We start from the raw sequence: 23,135 nt of genomic DNA, 5'->3' as shown, positions 1-23,135 counted from the left end.
TAGGTCGGGTGTGGAAGCGCTGTGAGGCGTTAAGCTAACCGATACTAATTGCTCGTGAGGCTTGATCCTATCATTTGAGGTACTTCGTGGTGTGAAGTACAGGTGATGTGCGACGAGACGCAATCAATTACCAAGTAACGCTTGAATTCAATACGGCAGCGTCAGTAACAGTGACGATGCTCGGCTTCGACAGTTTGTACAAGTTAATGTCTGGCGGCCATAGCGAGGTGGTCCCACGCCTTCCCATCCCGAACAGGACCGTGAAACGCCTCTGCGCCGATGATAGTGTGGCATTCGCCATGTGAAAGTAGGTCACCGCCAGACTCCCCACACCACAAGCCCAGCTCTCAGAGCTGGGCTTTGTGCTTTACCGCGCCGCAACGCGCCTGCCCTCGACCCCGCCGCATTCCTTCACATGTCTCTCAACGCTCCCGTGATGCCGCTCCCGTGGTCTTGGTCGCGTCTTGCTATGCGGTCTCAGTAGAGGGGTATTTGCTAGTGAGCAAAGGGAGTAATGGCCGGTGGCAAGGCGTCAGCGAGATTGGGCTACCAATCATTGGCCCAGTGGTGACCGGTCTGCTCGCAAGGGGGGGCTGCCGGGTCATCGTCTGGTAGGAGCTGGTCGGTTCGGTGCCGATGGTGGCCACTATGGCGGTCATTGTGGCGCGAGAATGGCCTGCCGACTGTTGACTCGGTGGCTGTTGAGCGGGGAAGGTAGGCAGCATGGAGGTCCGTGGTGGGAATGACGGCGCCCTCTTGTTGCTTGCATCGCTCGGATTGAGTGGTGCAGTGTCTCTTGGTGTGAAAAAGTAGTTTGTAACAACTGCCACGGAATCCCCGCGTTGGCCTTTGGTGAGCCGTAGAGGATCTTTGTTGGGAGTTGTCGTTTGTTGAGAGGCCGTGACTGTGCGTAGTAGTGGCAGCGGTGGTGTCGTTGCTTGAGTCAGCTAATTCCTTGTTGAACTAAATGGGAATTCACATAGCGCATATTGATATATCTATTCGGTTTTGATCCCGCTCGCTGCAACCGTTAGATTAGCGCTGTCGATAAAAGAAACAGCCGGGCGTTGCGGGGCAGCGCGGCCGGCGGATTGCGCAGGCGAACATGAATATCAGTGAAGCAAGACTCACCCACCTCAAGCAGCTGGAGGCGGAGTCGATCCACATCATTCGCGAGGTAGCAGCCGAGTTCGAAAACCCGGTGATGCTGTACTCGATCGGCAAGGACTCGGCGGTGATGCTGCACCTGGCGTTGAAGGCGTTCTACCCGGGCAAGCCGCCGTTCCCGCTGTTGCATGTGGACACAACCTGGAAGTTCCGCGACATGATCGCCTTCCGCGACCATGTGGTGAAGAAGTATGGTCTGGACCTGTTGGTGCACATCAACGAAGACGGGGTGAAGGCCGGTATCGGTCCGTTCAGCCACGGTAGCGCCAAGCATACTGACGTGATGAAGACCGAAGGCTTGAAGCAGGCGCTGAACAAGTACAAGTTCGACGCTGCGTTCGGCGGTGCTCGCCGCGACGAAGAGAAGTCACGAGCCAAAGAGCGAGTGTACTCGTTCCGCGACCAGAACCACCGCTGGGATCCGAAGAACCAGCGTCCCGAGCTCTGGAATATCTACAACAGCAAGATCAACAAGGGCGAGAGCATCCGGGTGTTCCCGCTGTCGAACTGGACCGAACTCGACATCTGGCAGTACATCTATCTCGAGAACATCGACATTGTGCCGCTGTACTTCGCGGCTGAGCGTCCGGTAGTAAATCGCGACGGCATGCTGATCATGGTGGATGACGAGCGGATGCCGCTGCGACAGGGTGAGGTGCCGGAAATGCGCAAGGTGCGCTTCCGCACTCTGGGCTGCTATCCGCTGACCGGCGCGGTGGAGTCGAGCGCGGCGACGCTGCCGGAGATCATCCAGGAAATGCTGCTGACCAAGACCAGTGAGCGCCAGGGGCGCCTGATCGACCACGACCAGGCCGGATCGATGGAAAAGAAAAAGATGGAAGGCTACTTCTAAGCCCGCCGCCAAGATACCGCCAACATGCAGTGTCTGCGCGTTGGCCGAAGCTAGATTGGAAACACCATGTCTCATCAGTCCGAACTGATTGCCAGCGATATCCTGGCTTACTTGAAGCAGCACGAGAACAAGGACTTGCTGCGCTTCATCACCTGCGGCAATGTCGATGATGGCAAGTCGACGCTGATCGGTCGCCTGTTGCACGATTCGAAGCTGATCTTCGAAGACCAGCTCGCCGCGATCCAGCGCGATTCGAAGAAGTACAATACCACCGATGACGACATCGACCTCGCGTTGCTGGTGGACGGCCTGCAGGCCGAGCGTGAGCAGGGCATCACCATCGATGTGGCATACCGCTACTTCTCTACCGAGAAGCGCAAGTTCATCATCGCCGACTGCCCGGGCCATGAGCAGTACACTCGCAATATGGCGACGGGTGCATCGACTTGCGACCTGGCGATCATCCTGATCGACGCACGCCGCGGTGTGCAGACGCAAACCCGCCGCCACAGCTTTATCGTGAGCCTGCTTGGCATCAAGCATGTGATCGTTGCGGTAAACAAGATGGACCTGGTCGACTTCGATCAGCAGGTGTTCGAACAGATCCGCGCTGACTACCAAGTGTTCGCCCAACAGTTGGCAATTCCGGATATCCGCTTCGTGCCGATTTCGGCGCTGCGCGGCGACAATGTGGTCAGCCGTAGCGAGAAGGCCCGTTGGTATCAGGGCGAGACGCTGATGGAGCTGCTGGAATCGGTGCAGGTGTCCGGCAAGGCTGAGCTCGACGCGTTCCGTTTGCCGGTGCAGTACGTCAACCGTCCGAACTTGGACTTCCGTGGCTTTGCTGGCACCATTGCTGCCGGCACGGTGCATCCCGGCGATTTGGTAACCGCGCTGCCGTCGGGCAAGCAAAGCCGTGTGAAGGCAATCGTCACGGCGGACGGGGATCTGCCGGAAGCTTTTGTTGGTCAGGCGATCACGCTGACGCTGGAAGGCGAAATCGATGTGTCGCGCGGCGATATGCTGGTGCGTACTGGCGAGGTGGCGCCGCAGGTGGCGCAGATGGTCGAGGCGCACTTGGTGTGGATGGACGAGCAGCCGCTGACGGTCGGCAAGGAATACACCTTCAAGCTGGCCGGCAAGGCGGTATTCGGCCGGATCGAGCGTATTGAGCATCGCATCGATGTGAACAGCCTGGCCGAAAGTCAAGCCGACACGCTTAAACTGAACGAGATCGCGTTGGTACGAATCGCATTCAACGCACCGGTGGTGTTCGATGCATATACCGCATGCCGCGGCACCGGCAGTCTGATTGTGATCGACCGCATGACCAATGCCACGGCGGCGGCCGGTATGATCGTCGGTGCGGCCGAGCTGACGGGTGATGCGCTGCCGCTGAACGAACTGACTCGCTTCAGGGAGTTCGAATTGGAACTGAATGCGCTGGTGCGTAAGTACTTCCCGCACTGGGAGGCAAAGGATATCAGTCAGCTTCTGAAATAAGTGCCTGGTTTATCCATGAAAACGGCAGCGTCGTGACGCTGCCGTTTTTGTGTCTAGGCTGTTTGAGCGGCGGTGCGGCGAGGGATGGGCGGTTCCGCTGCCTGTAGGTGTCGTGCAAATACAAACGGCAGCTATAGAAGCTGCCGTTGTGTCAGACTGCCGAGCGCTTAGCGCTGGGCCAGTAGGGCGATCAGCGTCTTTTCATATATCTGGGATAGAAGCTCAACGTCATCGACCTTTACGCACTCGTTGAGCTTGTGGATGGTGGCGTTGATTGGGCCGAACTCGACCAGTTCGCGGGCGATGCGCTTGATGAAGCGGCCATCCGAGGTGCCGCCGCTGGTAGACAGCTCGGGGCGCAGACCAGTCACCTGCTCAATCGCGCCGCCGATCGCATCGGTCAGTGCGCCAGGCTCGGTCAGGAATGGGTTGCCGGACAGCGTCCAGACGAGGTCGTAGTCGAGGCCGTGTTTGTCGAGGATGGCGTGTACCCCGGCCTTCAGCGATTCAGCGGTGTTTTCGGTCGAGAACCGGAAGTTGAACTTCAGCTCGACAGTGCCCGGGATTACGTTGGTGGCGCCGGTGCCGGCGTTCAAGTTGGATGCCTGCCAGCTGGTCGCGGGGAAGTAGGTGTTGCCTTCGTCCCACACGGTGGTGGCCAGTTCGGCCAGTGCAGGGGCCATCAGGTGGATCGGGTTCTTTGCCAGATGAGGGTAGGCGATATGGCCTTGTTGGCCCTTGATGATCAAGGTGCCGGACAGTGATCCGCGGCGGCCGTTTTTGATCGTATCCCCGAGTTCGCTGGTCGAGGTCGGTTCGCCGACGATACAGTAGTCGATGGCCTCGCCGCGCGCTTCGAGCAGGTCAACTACGCGAACGGTGCCGTCGGTGGCGACGCCTTCCTCGTCCGAGGTGATCAGGAGTGCAATCGAGCCGGGGTGGTCGGGGTGGCTGGAGACGAAGCGCTCGATCGAGGTGATGAAGGCAGCAAGCGAGGCCTTCATGTCGGCGGCGCCACGTCCGAACAGGTGGCCGTCGCGGATCTCCGGCTCGAACGGGTTGCTGTGCCATTTGTCGAGCGGGCCGGTAGGTACCACGTCGGTGTGGCCGGCGAAGCATAGCAGCGGGCCGGTCGTGCCGCGGCGGGCCCAGAAGTTGTCGACGTCGCCGAAACGCAGGCGCTCGACGGTAAAGCCGATTGCTTCGAGGCGCGCGATCATCGCCTCCTGGCAGCCCTCGTCGCGCGGGGTTACCGAGTCGCGGCGGATCAGCTCGCAGGTCAGGTCGAGGGTCGGGTTCATTGGCCAAACTCCTCTGTATAGCTTGCTTCGCTGAAGCCAACACCGGCGTGCTGGCCGGTGATTAGTACCGGGCGCTTGATCAATGACGGTTGTTCGATCAGCAGCGTGATGGCGCCTTCGACGCTATCCGCGCGCGCCTTCTCGACGTCGCTGAGCTTGCGCCAGGTGGTGCCTTGGCGGTTGATCAGCTTGACCAGGCCGATGCGGGCGACCCAGTCGCTGAGGGTGCCGGCATCAATGCCTTGTTTCTTGAAGTCGTGGAAGGTGTAGTCGATCTGGTGTTCGGTCAGCCAGAGGCGGGCCTTCTTCACCGTAGAGCAGTTCGGGATGCCGTAGAGCGTGGTCATTGTGGTGAGTGTTGTCTGAAATTCAATGAGGCGCTGATCGTTTGCGCCGGGAAGGGCTTGATTATCGCAGGCTTTGTCCTTCTGGTGGATATCGGCGTGTCCGTGCATGAAAAAAGCCCGCACTTGGCGGGCTGGGGGTGAGGATCGGCCGAATCAGGCCGCCTGTTTGGCGGCTTCGTCGCGCAGAGCCCGGCGCAGGATCTTGCCGACGTTGGTCTTTGGTAATTCGGAGCGGAACTCGACCTGCTTGGGAACCTTGTAGCCAGTCAGGTTCTTGCGGCAATGGTCGATCACATCCTTCTCGGTCAACGCTGGGTCTTTTTTCACCACATACAACTTTACTACCTCGCCGGACTTCTCGTCGGGGATGCCGATACATGCGACTTCCAGTATGCCTGGTAGCGAGGCGACTACGTCTTCGATCTCGTTCGGGTAGACATTGAAGCCCGACACCAGGATCATGTCTTTCTTGCGATCGACCAGTTTGACGAAGCCATCCATCGTCACCATGGCCATGTCGCCGGTGGCGAGGTAGCCGTCCTGATCAATCACCTTGGCGGTCTCGTCCGGACGCTTCCAGTAGCCCTTCATCACCTGGGGGCCTTTTACCCATAGTTCGCCCGGTTCGCCGAGCGGCACTTCCTTGCCCTCGATGTCGCGGATCTGGATCTCGGTCGACGGTACCGGTAAGCCGATGGTGCCGTTGTACTCCGGTAGGTCGAGCGGGTTTATGCAGGCGGCCGGCGAAGTCTCGGTCAGGCCGTAGGCTTCGGATAGTGTCACGCCAGTGATCTCTTTCCACTTTTCGGCCACTGTCCTCTGCACGGCCATGCCGCCGCCTAGTGCCAGGTGCCAGCTGGAGAAATCCACCGTCTTGAATTCCGGGTTGTGTAGCAAGGCGTTGAACAGCGTGTTTACCCCGGTCATCGCGGTGACCTTGTACTTTTTCAGCTCCTTGATAAAGCTCGGAATATCGCGTGGATTGGTGATCAGGACATTCATCGCTCCAACTTCGGTGAATACCATCAGGTTCGCGGTGAGGGAAAAGATGTGGTAGAGCGGCAGGGCGGTAACGATTACCTCTTGTCCCTCGCGTACCACTGGCTTTACCCATTCGCCAGCTTGCAGCATATTGGCGATGATGTTGCGGTGAATCAGCATCGCCCCCTTGGAGACGCCGGTCGTTCCGCCGGTGTATTGCAGGAAGGCGATGTCCTCATGATCAATCTCGACCTTGGTGTGCGGTTGGTGTGCTCCAATGTTGAGGGCATCGGTGAAGCGGACGTGGTTGGGGATACGCCAGGCAGGAACCAGCTTCTTGATCTTGCGGACCACGAAGTTGACGATAAGCGACTTGGGAAAACCGAGCATATCGCCGAGTGAGGCGACGATCACGTTCTTGATGCCGGTGCGTGGCAGTACTTCTTCCAGTACGCTGGCGAAGTTTTCTAGGATGACGATGGTGGTGGCGCCCGAGTCGTTGAGCTGGTGCTCCAGTTCGCGCGGTGTGTAAAGCGGGTTGACATTGACCACGGTCAGTCCGGCGCGCAGTACGCCGAACACGCTGATCGGGTAGTGCAGCAGGTTCGGCATCATGATGGCGACCCGTTCGCCTTTGCCGAGCTTGAGCCGATGCTGCAGAAAGGAGGCGAAGTCGGCCGAAAGCCGGTCGAGTTCCCCGTAGGACATGATCTTGTCCATGTTGGCCAGTGCCGGCCGATCGCGGAATTTAGCGACGCTCTTCTCGAACACCTCAACCACCGAGCGGAACTGGTTCACGTCGATTTCTGGTGCGACCCCATTCTGGTAATTTTTCAGCCAGATTTTTTCCATGTTTAAGGTTTCTCCATCGTGCTGTGAACGGGCAAGTCGTCGCGATGACGCTTGGCCTCGGGTATATCTTTTTGTTATGTTGCCCGCCATGCTAACGCAAGCGGGATAAGTGAATGTACCGGAACGCCCGTCCGTCGCAAAGGGTATGGCCGAGCAGGGCTTGGCCCGCGCCTGGGTGCGTAGGTTTCCTTTTCCTTGGAAATGCGTTAAAATCGTGGCTATTTAGAGATGGGCGTTTCGCCCATTTTTTGTTTCTGGAAAACGCAATGGATGTCCGTTTGCTGCTTGAAAACACCCTGCCGGGGTTGGGCTACGAGCTGGTCGACTTTGAGCTGATGAATGGTGGCGGTTTTCGCGTGTTCATCGACAAGCCTCAAGGTATCACCGTCGAAGACTGCGTGCAGGTCAGTAACCACCTAACCCGTCTGTTCACGGTGGAGAACGTCGATTACTCGCGACTGGAAGTGTCGTCGCCGGGGCTCGACCGTCCGCTGAAGAAAGAAGCGGATTTTATCCGCTTCGCAGGTCAACTGGCGATCGTGCGTACCCGGCTGCCTATTGAGCAGCAGAAGCGGTTTGTCGGTCGTCTTGCGGGCGTCGAAGACGGAGCAGTAATGCTCGAGATCGACGGCCGCACCGTGGCGATCCCCCTGTCCAATATCGACAAGGCCCGGCTTGAGCCGGAGTTCTGATCGGCAGGACGTTGGCCACGAAACATAGGGCCCAAATTCGGAGGATGGCATGAGCCGCGAGATTTTGTTGCTGGTTGACGCCTTGGCGAGTGAGAAGAACGTTAGCAAGGAAGTGGTGTTTTCCGCTCTTGAGCTGGCGCTCGCTTCGGCAACCAAGAAAAAATTCAATGAAGACGATCTGGACGTGCGCGTTGAGATCGACCGCCACACCGGTACCCACCAGAGCTTCCGTCGCTGGACGGTGGTCGAGGACGATCTGCTTGAGGTGCCGGATCGTGAAATGACGCTGGAAGAAGCGCGCGAGCGCGACCCGCGCGCCGAAATCGGTAGCGTGATCGAAGATCCGATGGAAGCTGTCGAGTTCGGCCGCATTGGTGCGCAGACCGCCAAGCAGGTCATTCTGCAGAAGATCCGCGACGCAGAGCGTGAACAGATCCTCAACGACTTCCTGCAGCGCCGCGAGCATCTGATTACCGGTACCGTCAAGCGCATCGAACGTGGTAACGCCATCATCGAATGCGGCAAGCTCGAAGCCGTGCTGCCGCGCGATCAGATGATCCCGAAGGAAAACCTGCGCGTGGGCGACCGCGTGAAGGCGTTCCTGCTGCGCATCGATCGCCTCGGTCGCGGTCCGCAGTTGGTGCTGTCGCGTACCTCGCGCGAATTCTTGGCCAAGCTGTTCGAGCTGGAAGTGCCAGAGATCGAAGAGGGCATGCTGGAGATCAAGGAAGCCGCTCGTGATCCGGGTATGCGAGCCAAGATCGCTGTGAAGTCGAATGATCCGCGTATCGATCCGCAGGGCACCTGCATTGGTGTGCGTGGTTCGCGCGTCCAGGCGGTGACTCAGGAATTGGCTGGCGAACGCGTCGACATCGTTCTGTGGTCGCCGGACCCGGCGCAGTTTGTGATTAACGCGCTGTCGCCGGCCGAAGTGAATCGCATCATGATCGACGAAGACAACCACCTGATGGATGTGGTCGTCGACGAAGAACAGTTGGCGCTGGCCATCGGCCGCAGCGGACAGAACGTGCGCCTTGCCGCCGAGCTGACCGGATGGAACTTGAACATCATGACCGTCGAAGAGGCCGAAGAAAAAACCCAGGCTGAGGATGCGGCGTTGCGTGATACCTTCGTGCAGCACCTTGGCGTCGATGAGGACACCGCTGCCACGCTGGTGCAGGAAGGCTTCGCCACCCTGGAAGAGGTGGCTTATGTGCCGGTTTCCGAATTGCTGGAAATCGAGGGCTTCGACGAGGCGCTGGTCAACGACCTGCGCAGCCGTGCCCGTGATGCCATCTTGACCTTGGCGATCGCCTCGGAAGAGAAGGTGGAGTCGGTGAACGAGGATCTACGCAACCTCGAAGGCCTGACCGACGAGCTGGTGCGGAAGTTGGCCGAAAACGACGTGACCACTCGCGATGAGTTGGCCGATTTGGCGGTGGACGACTTGGTCGACATGATCGGCATTGATGCTGAGTCTGCCCGCTCGCTTATCATGAAAGCGCGCGAACACTGGTTCAACCAGTGATTGCAGGCTGAAATGGAAGGATTTGGGAAGACGCATGGTAGTGACGAATGTTAAACAGTTTGCCAATGAACTCGGACTCTCTCCGGAGCGCCTGCTCGAGCAGTTGCGTTCGGCCGGGGTGAGCAAGGGCTCGCTGGACGACACCCTTACCGAACAGGACAAAGGCCGCTTGCTGGAGCACCTGAAGCGCTCGCACGGCGCCCGCGATGATGCGCGCGTTGCGACCGTGACCCGCAAGCAGACCAGCGAGATCCACACCGCCGGCGGCAGCACCGTGAAGGTGGAGACCCGCAAGAAGCGCGTGGTGGTGATGCCGGAAGAGAAGCCGGTGGCCCGTCCGGCCGAGCCGGCCGCTGCTGCGGCACCGGTTGCTCCGGTGGTCGAACCGGTGAAGCCGGTCGTGGAAGAAGCTAAGGTCGAAGTGCCGAAGGTCGAGCCGAAGCCGGAAGTGAAGCCGGCTGCGCCGAAGGCTGAGCCGGTCAAGGAGGCGCCGAAGGTCGAAGCTAAGCCGGCGCCGAAGGTGGAAGAGAAGCCGAAGGCTGCCGCGCCGGCTCGCCCGGCAGCCCCGGTCGCCCCGGCCCAGATTCTGTCGGCCGAAGAAATTGCCGCGCGTGAAGCCGAAGCCCGTCGCCATTCCGAGCTGCGCGCCCGTCAGGAAGCCTTGGTGCGCGAGCGCCTTGAGCGCGAAGAGCGTCGCGCAGCTGCACGCCTCGCTGCCGAACAGGCAGCTCAGCAGCCGAAGCCGGTGGCTCAGCCGGCCAAGCCGGCTGCTGCCGACGCCGCGCGTTCGGGTCGTCCGAATGCCGAGCATCGCTCGGCTTCGCCGACGCAGCGTGCGCCGCTGTCGACTGGCCGCCCGCAAGGCGCGGCACCGGCAGGTGGTGGTGCGGCAGCACCTTCGGCCAACCGCCCGAGTGGTGGTGCTCCGGCTCCGCGCTCCGACGACAAGAAGCCGGGCGGCGGTGGCAACAAGAAGGGTGGCGGCGGTCGCGACTGGTCTGACGGTCGCGGCAAGGGCAAGGGCCTGCGTACCCGTGGCGGCGACTCCAGCAACGACTGGAAGTCGAAGCGTGGTGGCCGTAACAAGAACGCCGGTCAGCATGCCTTCCAAGCGCCGACCGAGCCGATCGTGCACGAAGTGCTGGTGCCGGAAACCATCACCGTCGCAGACCTCGCTCACCGCATGGCCGTGAAGGCTGCTGAGGTGATCAAGGTGCTGATGAAGATGGGCATGATGGTGACCATCAACCAGGTGCTTGATCAGGAAACCGCGATCATTCTGGTCGAGGAAATGGGTCACAAGGCCAAGGCCGCCCAGGCGGACGATCCGGAAGCCTACCTCGAGAAGCCGGAAGGCGAGGCGGAAGTCGAATTGCTGCCGCGCGCGCCGGTGGTGACCGTGATGGGTCACGTCGACCACGGTAAGACCTCCTTGCTCGACTACATCCGTCGCGCCAAGGTTGCCGCGGGCGAAGCAGGTGGCATTACCCAGCACATCGGTGCTTACCACGTTGAAACCGAACGCGGGATGATCACCTTCCTGGATACCCCGGGTCACGAAGCGTTTACCGCGATGCGTGCCCGTGGTGCCAAGGCGACCGATATCGTGGTGCTGGTGGTAGCAGCCGACGACGGCGTGATGCCGCAGACTATCGAAGCAGTTCACCACGCCAAGGCGGCCGGTGTGCCGATCGTGGTTGCGGTGAACAAGATCGACAAGCAGGGTGCCAACCCGGAACGTATCCGTCAGGAACTGTCTAGTCATGGCGTCGTGCCGGAAGATTGGGGTGGCGATACCCAGTTCATCGAAGTGTCGGCCAAGCAAGGCCTGAACATCGATGCGCTGCTCGAAGCGATCCTGCTGCAGGCTGAAGTACTGGAGCTGGTCGCTCCGGTCGACGCACCGGCCAAGGGCATCATCGTCGAGGCTCGTCTCGACAAGGGCCGCGGTCCGGTCGCGACGCTGCTGGTGCAGTCCGGTACGCTGAAGAAGGGCGATATCGTGCTGGCGGGTACCGCGTTCGGCCGTGTCCGTGCGATGGTTGACGAAAACGGCAAGCCGGTGGACGAAGCTGGTCCGGCGATTCCGGTCGAGATCCTCGGTCTGTCCGATGTGCCGCAGGCGGGTGAAGACGCCATGGTGCTGACCGATGAGAAGAAGGCGCGTGAAATCGCCCTGTTCCGCGCCGGCAAGTTCCGCGACGTGCGTCTGGCCAAGCAGCAGGCTGCCAAGCTGGAGAACATGTTCGCCCAGATGGCCGAAGGCGAGGTTCAGACTCTGCCGCTGATCATCAAGGCCGACGTGCAGGGTTCGTACGAAGCGCTGGCCGGCAGCCTGTTGAAGCTGTCGACCGACGAAGTGCGCGTGTCGATCCTGCACTCGGGCGTGGGTGGCATCAGCGAGTCGGACGTCAACTTGGCGATTGCCTCGAAGGCGGTGATGATCGGCTTCAACGTGCGTGCCGACGCGGCCGCCCGCAAGCTGGCCGAAGGCAACGACATCGACATCCGCTACTACAACATCATCTATGACGCCATCGATGATGTGAAGGCTGCGCTGTCGGGCATGCTGGCACCGGAGAAGAAGGAGCAGATCCTAGGTACCGTCGAGATCCGTCAGGTGATCCCGGTCTCCAAGGTCGGCAACATTGCCGGTTGTATGGTGACCGATGGCATGATCAAGCGTTCGGCCCAGGTTCGCCTGATCCGCGATCATGTGGTGGTGCACACCGGCGAACTCGACTCGCTGAAGCGCTTCAAGGACGACGTGAAGGAAGTGAAGCAGGGCTACGAATGCGGCCTGATGCTGAAGAACTTCAACGACATCCATGAGGGCGACGTGCTGGAAGTGTTCGAAATCGTGGAAGTAGCGCGCAGCCTGTAAGTGGGCGCGTAACGGGCGAGCGTTCTGTCGGCAAGGGTTGCCGCGGGCGCTCGCCCGTTTGTTTTTGCTAGGAGGCTGAGATGGCCCAACAACGTAAAGGTTTTTCCCGGGCTGACCGGGTGCGCGAACAGATTCTGCGCGAGTTGGCCGAGATGATCCGCAAGGGTCTGAAGGATCCGCGCGCCGGCTGGATCACGCTGACCGCGGTAGATGTGACGCGCGATTACTCGCACGCCAAGATTTTCTACACGGTGATGGACGAGAAGACCCGCGAGGTGTCGCAGGAGGCGCTGGAGCACGCAGCAGGTTATCTGCGCAGCGAGCTAGGCCGCCGCATTAGCCTGTTCAACATCCCGCAACTGCACTTCGTCTACGATGAATCGGTCGAGCGCGGCGTGTCGATGTCGAACCTGATCGACAAGGTGGCGCAGGAAGACGCTGCGCGGCGCAGCGACGACGAGCAGGACGACAAGGAATGAATGAGCCGCGTCGACCGCGCCGGCCGGTGCACGGCGTGATTCTGCTGGACAAGCCCTGCGGCATCAGCAGCAACTCGGCGTTGCAAAAGGCGCGCTGGCTGATGAACGCGGCCAAGGCCGGGCATACCGGCGTGCTCGACCCGCTCGCCACTGGCCTGTTGCCACTGTGTTTCGGCGAGGCGACCAAGTTCTCGTCGTTCTTGCTCGATGCAGACAAGGGCTATCGCGCCACGGTGAAGTTCGGCGTGCTGACCACGACGGGCGATAGCGAGGGTGAGGTGGTGCGCGAGCGCCCGGTCGCGTTCGATCGCGCGGCGCTGGAAGCGGCGATGGCTGCCTTCCTCGGGCCGATCTCGCAGGTGCCGCCGATGTACTCGGCGTTGAAGCATCAGGGCAAGGCTCTCTACGAGTACGCCCGGCAGGGGATCGAGATCGAGCGCAAAGCGCGCGAGGTGACGATTCACTCGATCGAACTGGTGGAGTTTGCTGGCGATGTGGCGGTGATCGATGTGTCCTGCAGCAAGGGCACCTATATCCGTACCCTGGCCGAAGACATTGGCGAGGCGCTGGGTTGTGGTGCGCACCTGATTGGCTTGCGTCGTACCGCCACGGCGGGTTTCCCGCTCGAGCAGGCGATCACGCTGGAAGCGATCGAGGCGGTGCCGTACGAGGAGCGTCTGGACCTGTTGCTGCCGGTGGATGTGCTGGTGAGCCATCTGCCGGAAGTGGCGCTGGACGAGCAGGAAACCGGTCGCTTCATGCATGGCCAAGCCGTGCGTGTTTCGGAAAAGCATGCGATAATGTCGCGCTTCCGTGTTTACCGTCAGGCAACGCGGGAATTTCTGGGTCTAGCCGAGGCACGCGACGAATCGTCGCTGCATCCGGCCAGGCTCGTGGCTAGTCCGCTAGCCGAATAGCACGAAGTGCGGGATGGGTTTCGGCTCGCCGCACTTGTCGGGCATCAAGCCCTCATAAAAACTGGAGTTGTATAATGGCAATCACTGTTGCTCAAAAAGCGGCCATCGTTAAGGATTTCCAACGCGCCGAAGGCGATACCGGTTCGTCCGAAGTGCAAGTTGCACTGCTGACCGCGCGCATTAACGATCTGACCCCGCACTTCAAGGCGAACATGAAGGATCACCACAGCCGTCGTGGTCTCCTGAAGATGGTGAGCCGTCGTCGTCGTCTGCTTGACTACCTCAAGCGCACCGACGCTGACACCTACCGCGGCCTGATCACCCGTCTGGGTCTGCGTAAGTAATCGCAGTTGGGTTAGAAAAAGTCGCAGCCAGTCTGCGACTTTTTCGTTTTCCTGTGGCATAAGTGAATGCGGCACAGCGGGAGGAGCCTCTAGCCATGCCGACTGCGGGCGCAGTCGTTATCGCTAGGGGTTCCCGTTGGCCGAACAATCAAACGAAAAGGAACCCTCGTGTTTAACAAAATCACCAAGAGCTTCCAGTACGGCAAACACACCGTGACCCTGGAGACCGGCGAAATCGCCCGTCAGGCCAGCGGTGCCGTCAAGGTGTCGATGGACGAAACGGTCGTGATGGTTGCCGTGGTCGGTGGCAAGACCGTCAAGCCGGGTCAGGATTTCTTCCCGCTGACCGTCGACTATCTGGAGCGCACCTACGCCGCAGGCAAGATCCCAGGCGGCTTCTTCAAGCGCGAAGGCAAGCAGTCCGAGAAGGAAATCCTGACCAGCCGTCTGATCGACCGCCCGATCCGTCCGCTGTTCCCGGAAGGTTTCTACAATGACGTGCAGATCGTCGCGACTGTGATGTCGCTGGATCCGGAAATCGATTCGGATATCCCGGCGATGATCGGTGCCTCCGCTGCGCTGGCAATCTCCGGTCTTCCGTTCGCCGGCCCGATCGGCGCCGCCCGCGTTGGCTACGCCAACGGTGAATACCTGCTCAACCCGACCAAGGCCGAACTGGCCGAGTCTGAGCTGGACCTGGTGGTGGCTGGTACCGACCGCGCCGTGCTGATGGTCGAGTCCGAGGCCAAGGAACTGTCCGAAGCCGTGATGCTGGGCGCTGTGGTCTACGGCCACGACCAGATGCAGGCCGCCATCAAGGCGATCAACGAGCTGGCCGACGAAGTCAACCCGGTAATGTGGGACTGGGCTCCGGCCGCCAAGGACGAAGCGCTGATCGCCCGTGTGACGGAAGTCGCCGGCGAGACCGTCAAGGAAGCGTTCCGTCTGCGCCAGAAGCAGGCCCGCACCGTCAAGCTGAACGAAGCCTGGGATGCGGTGAAGGCTGCGCTGATCACCGAGGACACCGACACCCTGGTGGCCAACCAGATCAAGGGCATCTTCAAGAGCCTGGAATCCGACGTGGTCCGTGGCCAGATCCTGGCCGGCGAGCCGCGCATCGACGGCCGCGACACCCGCACCGTGCGTCCGATCGCGATCAGCACCGGCGTGCTGCCGCGTGCTCATGGCTCGGCACTGTTCACCCGTGGCGAAACCCAGGCGCTGGTAGCTGCGACCCTCGGCACCAGCCGCGACGAGCAGATCATCGACGCGCTGGCCGGCGAGTACACCGACCGCTTCATGCTGCACTACAACTTCCCGCCGTACTCGACCGGTGAAGCCGGCCGCATGGGCCCGCCGAAGCGTCGTGAAATCGGTCACGGCCGTCTGGCCAAGCGCGCGCTGATGGCCGTGCTGCCGCCGGCAGACGAGTTCAGCTACGCGATGCGCGTGGTGTCGGAAATCACCGAATCGAACGGCTCCTCGTCGATGGCGTCGGTATGTGGCGGCTGCCTGTCGCTGCTGTCCGCCGGTGTGCCGCTGAAGGCGCACGTGGCTGGCATCGCCATGGGTTTGATCTTGGAAGGCAACCGGTTCGCCGTGCTGACCGACATCCTCGGTGACGAGGACCACCTGGGCGACATGGACTTCAAGGTGGCCGGTACCGCCGAAGGCGTGACTGCGCTGCAGATGGACATCAAGATCCAGGGTATCACCAAGGAAATCATGCATGTGGCTCTGGAGCAGGCCAAGGAGGGTCGCCTGCACATCCTGAAGCACATGAAGGAAGCCGTGGAAGGTCCGCAGGAGCTATCCAGCCACGCGCCGCGCCTGTTCACGATGAAGATCAATCCGGACAAGATCCGCGAAGTGATTGGCAAGGGTGGCGAAACCATCCGCTCGATCACCAAGGATACCGGCACCGAGATCGACATCCAGGAAGATGGCACCATCACCATCGCTTCGGTGACCCAGGAGGGTGCTGATGCCGCTCGCAAGCGCATCGAAGAAATCACCGTCGAAGTTGAAGTGGGCAAGGTCTACGAAGGCACCGTGGTGAAGATCCTGGACAACAACGTCGGCGCGATCGTTTCCATCTTGCCGGGTAAGGATGGTCTGGTACACATTTCGCAGATCGCCAACGAGCGTATCAAGAACGTGTCCGACTACCTGAAGGAAGGCCAAGTCGTGAAGGTCAAGGCCATCGAGATGGACGACCGCGGTCGCATCCGTCTGTCGATCAAGGCGCTGCTGGAAGACGAAGCGAAAGCCGCTCAGGCGACCGCCGACTCCTTCGGCCTGAAGACCGCTGGCTAAGTAGAGTCGCTGTCAGCAAGAAGCCCGTGATGAAGATCACGGGCTTTTTTTGCGCCTGGATTCTGGCGGGAACCTCGACGGGATGTGTCCCGGCTGGATGTGCTCGCATGTTATCCATCGGAGAGGTGTTATAGGCGGTCTGGTGGCTCTTTCGGCCAACTTTCCCGGGGTTGGTTCAGGTTGGAGGGGCTGCTTAAGCCCCGGTTTGCAGCGGGGTGACAGGGCCGGACGGCAACGGAGCAGCTGGCCCGGGAGCGGCATTCGGGGCCGCCATCGACCGTGTGATCACCCGCCGGATTGCGTGGTTGGAGGAGGTCGTCTGCTGAAATCCAGGCGAGAAACAGCCGGTTTCACCATCAGAACGTTTTGTTGCGGCAGAAAGAACAATAAAACGCCCGAGATATAGGCGTTTTTTGTTTTAATGAAAAGATATTTATAGGTTGATGCAGGCCAAGTCTTTCTGTACAGGCATGTCGCAAACCGGATATGGGTCACGGAAATGATTCGATTAGAATCAATGGCAATGCAGTCAAACCATAACAAATTCACAAACACAGAGCAGGAAGGAACATATCAATGAGCAGCAAGATCACTCGTGCCACGTTCGACCAAGTCATGGTTCCCAACTACGCGCCGGCAAGCTTCATTCCGGTGAAGGGCCTGGGGTCCCGTGTCTGGGATCAGGAAGGCCATGAGTTCATCGATCTGGCCGGTGGCATCGCCGTCAACTCGCTGGGGCACTGCCACCCGGAACTGGTCGCTGCACTGACCGAGCAGGCCCAGAAGCTGTGGCACGTCTCGAATGTGTTCACCAACGAACCTGTGTTGAAACTGGCATCGCGCCTAACCGAGCTGACCTTTGCCGAGCGAGTGTTCTTCAGCAACTCCGGCGCCGAGGCCAACGAGGCTGCGTTCAAGCTGGTGCGTAAGTATGCATCCGACCACTCTGGCGCCCACAAGCATCAGATCCTCTCCTGCAAGAACTCTTTCCACGGCCGCACCCTGTTCACCGTATCGGTGGGCGGTCAGCCGAAATACACCGAAGGTTTCGCTCCGGTGCCGGCGGGCATCGACCATTTCGAATACAACAACATCGAGTCGCTGAAAGCTGCGATTTCCGACAACACCTGCGCGGTGGTGATCGAGCCGGTGCAGGGCGAAGGCGGCGTGCTGCCGGCTGACAAAGCGTTCCTGCAGGCCGCACGCGAACTGTGCGACCAGCACGGCGCGCTGCTGGTATTCGACGAAGTGCAGACTGGCGTCGGCCGCACCGGCTCGCTGTACGCCTACATGGAATACGGTGTGGTACCGGACGTGCTGACCACCGCCAAGGCGCTGGGCGGCGGCTTCCCGATCGGCGCGATGCTGACCACCGAGAAGATTGCCAAGAGCTTCGGTATCGGCACCCATGGTTCCACCTATGGCGGTAACCCGCTGGGCGCTGCTGTGGCCGAGAAGGTGATCGATATCGTCAGCCGCCCGGAAGTGCTGGCCGGTGTGCGCACCAAGGCGCAACGCCTGATCGACGGCCTGAACGCGATCAACGCCAAGTACGGTGTATTCAAGACTGTGCGCGGCATGGGCCTGTTGATCGGCGCGGTGCTGACCGAACAGTACGCAGGTCGCGCCAAGGATTTCACCAAGTTGGCCGAAAAGCACAACCTGATGGTGCTGGTGGCCGGCCTGAGCGTGGTGCGTCTGGCGCCGAGCCTGGTGATCACCGATGAAGACATCGACGAAGGCCTGAAGCGCTTCGAAGCAGCCGTGGCCGATCTGGCCGCCGCTTGATCCGCTAAGCGTTCAGCCGCCGCGGGCGCCATGATGGCGCCGACCTGGTCGGCGATGGCGAGGGGCCATCGTTGACCAGCGGCGCGGGTGGCTGGCGCAGGATCAGCTCAGGCTGTTCTTCCAGTTATTACGAATTCGTTCCTGACGGTTCGCCTATGTAGCGACCCGCGGGTTGGTGTGCGCCTTGATTTGGTGCGCGCCAGTCAACAAAGCTGCAAAGTCCAGGGGAGGTTCCCTATGTTAACCGTGCGTCCGGTACGTACCGCTGACCTGCCGGCCATTGAAAAAATGGCGGTGGAAAGCGGCATCGGCGTGACCAGTCTGCCGAATAGTCGCGAGCGTCTGTTCGAACGTATCCAGCAATCCGTGTCCTCGTTCGAACACGAGGCCGTTGCCGATACCAGCGACGAGTACTACATGTTTGTACTCGAACAGCATGGCAGTGTGGTCGGCACTGCGTCGATCAGCGCGTCGGCTGGCTTCGACGAGCCTTTCTACAGTTACCGCAGCGAGACCTTTGTGCACGCTTCGCGCACATTGAAGGTCAACAATCGGGTGCATGTGCTGAACATGTGTCATGACCTGACCGGTCAGACCCAGTTGTGCGGTTTCTTCCTCGATTCGGCGATGCCCGCTGTGGCCGGCGAACTGCTGTCGCGGGCTCGGCTGATGTACATCGCCGCCGAACGCGAGCGCTTTGGTCGCCGCATCATCGCCGAGATGCAGGGCATCCACGACGAGGCGGGCCAGTCCCCGTTTTGGGACGCGATCGGCCGACGTTTCTTCAATATGGACTTCGTCCAAGTGGAGCAGGCGTTCGCCACGCATAGCAAAACCTTCATCGCCGAACTGATGCCGAACTACCCGATCTACGTGCCGTTGCTGCCAGACGAGGCACAACACTCGATCGGTCAGATCCATCCGGCGTTCGAGCTCCCCTGTCAGCTGCTGACCCGAGAGGGTTTCGAGGCCGACAACTATATCGATATCTTCGATGGCGGTGCGGTGCTGACTGCGGATGTTGATCGCCTAGAGACGCTAATGCGTAACGATGTGCTGCCGGTCGAAGTATCTGCAAGTCTGCCGCTCCAGGCCAAAGAGTGCCTGATCAGCAACGAGCATTCGATCGATTTTGCCGCCACCATCGCTAGGGTTGCCGAGGTGGGTGGCGTGTTGTTCATCAACCCCGATGCCGCCAAGGCGCTGGGTGTTCAAAGTGGTGACCGGGTGCGCGTGGCGTATCCGCATGAATCATCCCAGGGGGTGGCAGCATGATGATCATCCGTCCGGTCCGTCGCGATGATCTCGACGGCCTTATGAACCTGGCGCGCAGCGCCGGGGTGGGGTTGACCTCCTTGCCGGTCAACGAAGAGCGTCTGACTCAGAAGATCAGTCGTTCCGAGCTGTCGTTCGCCGGTGAACTCGACCGCTCCGATCGCGGCTATGTGTTCGTGCTGGAGGATGCCGACAATGGTGCGATCGCCGGCATCTGTGCAATCGAGGCTGCGGTGGGGATGCGCGAACCTTGGTACAACTACCGAGTCGGCACCATTGTGCATGCCAGCGAGGAGCTGGGGGTATACAGCCGCCACGACACGCTGTTTCTATCCAATGACCACACTGGCTTCTCCGAGCTGTGCACGCTGTTCTTGCACCCGGACTACCGTGTCAACCGCAACGGCGGGTTGCTCTCGAAGAGCCGCTTTCTGTTCCTCGCTCAGTTCGCGCCGCTATTCGGCAAGATCGTGGTTGCCGAGATGCGCGGTTATTCGGATGAGAAGGGTAATTCACCATTCTGGGAAGCGCTGGGTCGTCACTTCTTTTCGATCGACTTTGCCGAGGCGGACTACCTGACCGGCATTGGTCAGAAGGCCTTTGTCGCCGAGTTGATGCCCAAGCATCCGGTCTACATCGATTTCCTGCCGGCCGAGGCGCAGGCTGTGATCGGCCAGACCCACCCGAACACCAAGCCGGCGGTGGCCATGCTGCAGTCGGAGGGTTTCCGCTATGAAGGCTACGTCGACATCTTCGACGCCGGCCCGACTGTGCAGGCGTACACCTCGGAAATCCGCGCAGTAAAGGAAAGCCGCATGGTTGTGGCGCGCTTGGTTGATCCGCTGCCGACGGAAGGTCGCGTGGCCCAACTGGTGTCGAATACCTCGCTCGACGGCTTCCGTACCATCCTGCTCGATGCGCCGCTCGATGGTGAGTCGATTGCTCTGTCGCGCGAGCAACTGGCTGCGCTGAATGTTCAAGACGGCGATTTCGTCCGCGCCGTTGCCCTGTCCCCAAAGGAACAAGCATGAGCCCACAATTTTTTGATGCTCACTGGCAAGAAGGCGCCGGCGAAGCGTTAAGCAAGACTAATCCGGCCACTGGCGAGGTGATCTGGCAGGGCCGCGAAGCGACGGCCGAGCAGGTCGATGCTGCTGTGAAGGCTGCGCGCGCGGCTTTCCGCGGCTGGTCGCGTACCGCCTTCGACGAGCGTATCGCGCTAGTACGCCGCTTCGCCGAATTGTTGACCGCCAACAAGTCTCGCCTGGCCGAAGTGATCGCTAAGGAAACAGGCAAGCCGCTGTGGGAAGCCGCCACAGAAGTGACCACCATGGTCAACAAGGTGGAAATCTCGATCAAGTCGTACAACGAGCGCACCGGCGAGCGCGCCGCGCCAATGGGGGACGCCCAGGCGGTATTGCGCCACAAGCCGCACGGCGTGGTGGCGGTGTTCGGGCCGTACAATTTCCCGGGGCACCTGCCGAACGGTCACATCGTGCCGGCGCTCCTGGCCGGTAATACGGTGATCTTCAAACCGTCCGAGCTGACGCCGTGGACCGCCGAGGAAACCATCAAGCTGTGGATTGAAGCCGGTCTGCCAGCTGGGGTGATCAGCCTGCTGCAGGGTGCCAAGAATACCGGTATCGCGCTTGCGAACCACGCCGGCATCGACGGCCTGTTTTTCACAGGTAGCTCGGCCACCGGCGCGGTCCTGCACAAGAACTTCGGTGGTCAGCCAGAAAAGATTCTGGCGCTGGAGATGGGCGGTAACAACCCGCTGATCGTCGAGGGGGTTGCCGACATTGATGCGGCCGTGCATCACACCATCCAGTCGGCCTTCGTGTCGGCCGGTCAGCGCTGCACCTGTGCGCGCCGTCTGCTAGTGCCGGTGGGGGAGTGGGGTGACCGCTTCCTAGCGCGGCTGGTGGAGGTGTCGGCCAATATCAAGGTCGGCCGCTACGACGAGGAGCCGGCACCGTTCATGGGGTCGGTGATCTCTAATACTGCCGCCGATGCGCTCTTGACCGCGCAGCAAACGCTGTTGGAGCGTGGCGGCAAGCAGCTGCTGGCGATGCGTCGCTTGTCCGATGTTGGCGCGCTGTTGTCGCCGGGCATCATCGACGTGACAGCCGTCACCGACCGCATCGACGAGGAGTTCTTCGGCCCGCTGCTGCAGGTGGTGCGCTACGCGTGCTTCGACGAGGCGATCGATCTTGCCAATACCACCCGCTACGGCCTCGCAGCCGGTGTGCTGTCGGACGACCGCGCGTTGTATGAGCGCTTCCTGCTGGAGAGTCGTGCCGGTGTGGTCAACTGGAACAAACCGCTGACCGGCGCATCGAGCGCCGCGCCGTTCGGTGGCATCGGCGCCTCGGGCAACCACCGTCCGAGCGCCTATTACGCGGCGGATTATTGCGCCTACCCAGTCGCCTCGCTGGAGTGCGACACCCTGGCCGTGCCGGCCCAACTGTCTCCGGGGATTGTGCTGTGAGTGCATATGAAGTGAATTTCGACGGGCTGGTCGGCCCGACCCATAACTATAGCGGCCTGTCCTACGGCAACGTTGCCTCGACTGGCAACCAGAACGCGGCGTCCAACCCGAAGTTGGCCGCCAAGCAGGGCCTTGCCAAAATGAAGGCGCTGCACGATGCCGGCTTCAAGCAGGGTGTACTTGCCCCGCAGGAACGCCCGGATGTCGCCAGCTTGCGCCAGCTCGGCTTTGCCGGCAGCGACGCAGAGGTGATCGCCCGTGCAGCCAAGGAAGCGCCGGCTATTCTGGCTGCTTGTACCTCGGCATCGAGCATGTGGACCGCAAACGCTGCCACTGTCAGCCCGAGTGCAGACACCGCTGACGGTCGCGTGCACTTTACCCCTGCCAACCTGAACAACAAGTTCCATCGTGCCATTGAGCATCCGACCACCCGTCGTGTGCTGTCGGCGATGTTTGCCGACGAGAGTCGCTTTGCGGTGCATCCGGCACTGCCTGCACAGATGCATTTCGGCGACGAGGGCGCGGCCAACCACACCCGCTTCTGCGCAGAGTACGACGCTCCGGGCGTGGAGTTCTTCGTGTTCGGCGCCTCCGCGTTCGACACCCGTTATCCGAAACCAGTCAAATTCCCTGCACGCCAGACGCTGGAGGCCAGCCAGGCAATCGCCCGTTTGCACGGTTTGTCAGAGGCGGGTGTGGTGTACGCCCAACAGGATCCGGCCACCATCGACGCTGGCGTGTTCCACAACGATGTGATTTCGGTCGGCAATCGCAACGTGCTGTTCCACCATGAGAAGTCGTTCCTGCAGCAGGTCGAAGTACTGGCCGAACTGGATCGCAAACTCGCGGCCCGTGGAGGCAAGTTCATCGGCATCGAGGTGCCGGACGCCGAGGTTTCGGTCGAGGAGGCGGTAAAGAGCTATCTGTTTAACAGCCAGCTGTTGTCGCGTGCCGACGGCAAGATGATCATCGTAGTGCCGGAAGAGTGCCGCAATATGCCGCGTGTCTGGGCCTACCTGGAGAAGTTGGTTGCGAGCAATGGCCCGATCGCCGAAGTGAAGGTGTTCGATTTGAAGCAGAGCATGCAGAACGGTGGTGGCCCGGCTTGCTTGCGCCTACGCGTGGCTCTGAGTGACGCCGAGATTGCTGCGGTGAATCCGAAAGTGATGATGTCCGATGCGCTGTTCGGGCAACTGAATGCTTGGGTCGACAAGCACTATCGCGACCGTCTGTCGCCTGACGATCTGGCCGATCCGCAACTGCTCGTCGAGTGCCGTACTGCGCTTGACGAACTGACCGGAATTCTCGGTTTGGGAGCGGTCTACCCGTTCCAGCTCTAAAATGGTGCGTGCAGATGACGTGCCGTTGGCATGATTGTCTGCTGTATTAAAAAAAAATGCCCTCGGATGCCGTGCAA

General features: G+C 60.6%; 17 protein-coding genes and 1 rRNA gene. 15 read left to right on the top strand and 3 right to left on the bottom strand.

The genetic code is table 11. The annotated features are described in order from the left end of the window. Positions 1-209: 209 nt before the first annotated feature. From rrf to cysN, 3 genes are all read left to right on the top strand, one after another. Positions 210-324 (top strand): 5S ribosomal RNA (rrf, locus tag QU481_RS15490). A gap of 781 nt (positions 325-1,105) precedes the next feature. Further along, positions 1,106-2,020 carry a sulfate adenylyltransferase subunit CysD gene (cysD, locus tag QU481_RS15485; protein WP_289830967.1) on the top strand — a complete coding sequence of 305 codons (915 nt, stop codon included), beginning with the start codon at positions 1,106-1,108 and terminating at the stop codon, positions 2,018-2,020. A gap of 66 nt (positions 2,021-2,086) precedes the next feature. Beyond that, positions 2,087-3,523, top strand: a complete 1,437-nt coding sequence (cysN, locus tag QU481_RS15480) for a sulfate adenylyltransferase subunit CysN (RefSeq protein WP_289830966.1) — start codon at positions 2,087-2,089, stop codon at positions 3,521-3,523. Positions 3,524-3,690: 167 nt separating this feature from the next. On the opposite strand, the gene dapE is transcribed toward cysN, so the two are convergent. The 3 genes from dapE to QU481_RS15465 form a co-directional block, all read right to left on the bottom strand. Continuing rightward, a complete protein-coding gene (gene dapE, locus QU481_RS15475) occupies positions 3,691-4,824 on the bottom strand; it encodes a succinyl-diaminopimelate desuccinylase (protein WP_289830965.1) in 1,134 nt (377 codons plus the stop codon). Continuing rightward, positions 4,821-5,171 carry an ArsC family reductase gene (locus QU481_RS15470; protein ID WP_289830969.1) on the bottom strand — a complete coding sequence of 117 codons (351 nt, stop codon included), beginning with the start codon at positions 5,169-5,171 and terminating at the stop codon, positions 4,821-4,823. The genes dapE and QU481_RS15470 overlap by 4 nt, the downstream gene beginning before the upstream one ends. 153 nt (positions 5,172-5,324) lie before the next feature. Continuing rightward, on the bottom strand, positions 5,325-7,004 hold the full coding sequence (locus QU481_RS15465) for a long-chain-fatty-acid--CoA ligase (RefSeq protein WP_289830964.1): 1,680 nt from the start codon (positions 7,002-7,004) through the stop codon (positions 5,325-5,327). A 266-nt stretch (positions 7,005-7,270) separates the two neighbouring features. On the opposite strand from QU481_RS15465, the gene rimP reads away from it, so the two are divergent. The 12 genes from rimP to astB all read left to right on the top strand — a co-directional run bounded on the left by rimP (position 7,271) and on the right by astB (position 23,058). Next, on the top strand, positions 7,271-7,696 hold the full coding sequence (rimP, locus tag QU481_RS15460) for a ribosome maturation factor RimP (RefSeq protein WP_289830963.1): 426 nt from the start codon (positions 7,271-7,273) through the stop codon (positions 7,694-7,696). 49 nt (positions 7,697-7,745) lie between these two features. Continuing rightward, complete coding sequence (gene nusA, locus QU481_RS15455; protein ID WP_289830962.1) at positions 7,746-9,224, top strand: transcription termination factor NusA; 1,479 nt, start codon at positions 7,746-7,748, stop codon at positions 9,222-9,224. A gap of 34 nt (positions 9,225-9,258) precedes the next feature. Continuing rightward, complete coding sequence (infB, locus tag QU481_RS15450) at positions 9,259-12,108, top strand: translation initiation factor IF-2 (protein ID WP_289830961.1); 2,850 nt, start codon at positions 9,259-9,261, stop codon at positions 12,106-12,108. Positions 12,109-12,188: 80 nt separating this feature from the next. After that, positions 12,189-12,587: a 30S ribosome-binding factor RbfA gene (gene rbfA / locus QU481_RS15445; protein ID WP_289830960.1), complete on the top strand. Its 399-nt coding sequence runs from the start codon at positions 12,189-12,191 to the stop codon at positions 12,585-12,587. Further along, the gene (truB, locus tag QU481_RS15440; protein ID WP_289830959.1) at positions 12,584-13,504 is read left to right on the top strand and encodes a tRNA pseudouridine(55) synthase TruB; all 921 of its coding nucleotides are present in this window, start codon (positions 12,584-12,586) and stop codon (positions 13,502-13,504) included. Before rbfA ends, truB begins: the two co-directional genes overlap by 4 nt. A 74-nt stretch (positions 13,505-13,578) precedes the next feature. After that, complete coding sequence (rpsO, locus tag QU481_RS15435) at positions 13,579-13,848, top strand: 30S ribosomal protein S15 (protein WP_289830958.1); 270 nt, start codon at positions 13,579-13,581, stop codon at positions 13,846-13,848. A 168-nt stretch (positions 13,849-14,016) separates the two neighbouring features. Continuing rightward, a complete protein-coding gene (gene pnp / locus QU481_RS15430; protein ID WP_289830957.1) occupies positions 14,017-16,164 on the top strand; it encodes a polyribonucleotide nucleotidyltransferase in 2,148 nt (715 codons plus the stop codon). A 576-nt stretch (positions 16,165-16,740) separates the two neighbouring features. Continuing rightward, on the top strand, positions 16,741-17,952 hold the full coding sequence (locus QU481_RS15425) for an aspartate aminotransferase family protein (RefSeq protein ID WP_289830956.1): 1,212 nt from the start codon (positions 16,741-16,743) through the stop codon (positions 17,950-17,952). 237 nt (positions 17,953-18,189) lie between these two features. Continuing rightward, positions 18,190-19,227 (top strand): arginine/ornithine succinyltransferase subunit alpha, encoded by a 1,038-nt coding sequence (aruF, locus tag QU481_RS15420; RefSeq protein WP_289830955.1) that lies wholly within the window; start codon positions 18,190-18,192, stop codon positions 19,225-19,227. Next, positions 19,224-20,258: an arginine N-succinyltransferase gene (gene astA / locus QU481_RS15415; RefSeq protein ID WP_289830954.1), complete on the top strand. Its 1,035-nt coding sequence runs from the start codon at positions 19,224-19,226 to the stop codon at positions 20,256-20,258. Before aruF ends, astA begins: the two co-directional genes overlap by 4 nt. After that, the gene (gene astD, locus QU481_RS15410; protein ID WP_289830953.1) at positions 20,255-21,718 is read left to right on the top strand and encodes a succinylglutamate-semialdehyde dehydrogenase; all 1,464 of its coding nucleotides are present in this window, start codon (positions 20,255-20,257) and stop codon (positions 21,716-21,718) included. The genes astA and astD overlap by 4 nt, the downstream gene beginning before the upstream one ends. Then, the gene (astB, locus tag QU481_RS15405; RefSeq protein ID WP_289830952.1) at positions 21,715-23,058 is read left to right on the top strand and encodes an N-succinylarginine dihydrolase; all 1,344 of its coding nucleotides are present in this window, start codon (positions 21,715-21,717) and stop codon (positions 23,056-23,058) included. Before astD ends, astB begins: the two co-directional genes overlap by 4 nt. The last annotated feature ends 77 nt before the right edge of the window (positions 23,059-23,135 follow it).

The sequence above is a fragment of the Crenobacter oryzisoli genome (assembly GCF_030385785.1).
Lineage (GTDB): Bacteria > Pseudomonadota > Gammaproteobacteria > Burkholderiales > Chromobacteriaceae > Crenobacter_A > Crenobacter_A oryzisoli.
Note: the sequence above shows the minus strand (reverse complement) of the source record. Positions and strands in the feature narration are given on the sequence as shown.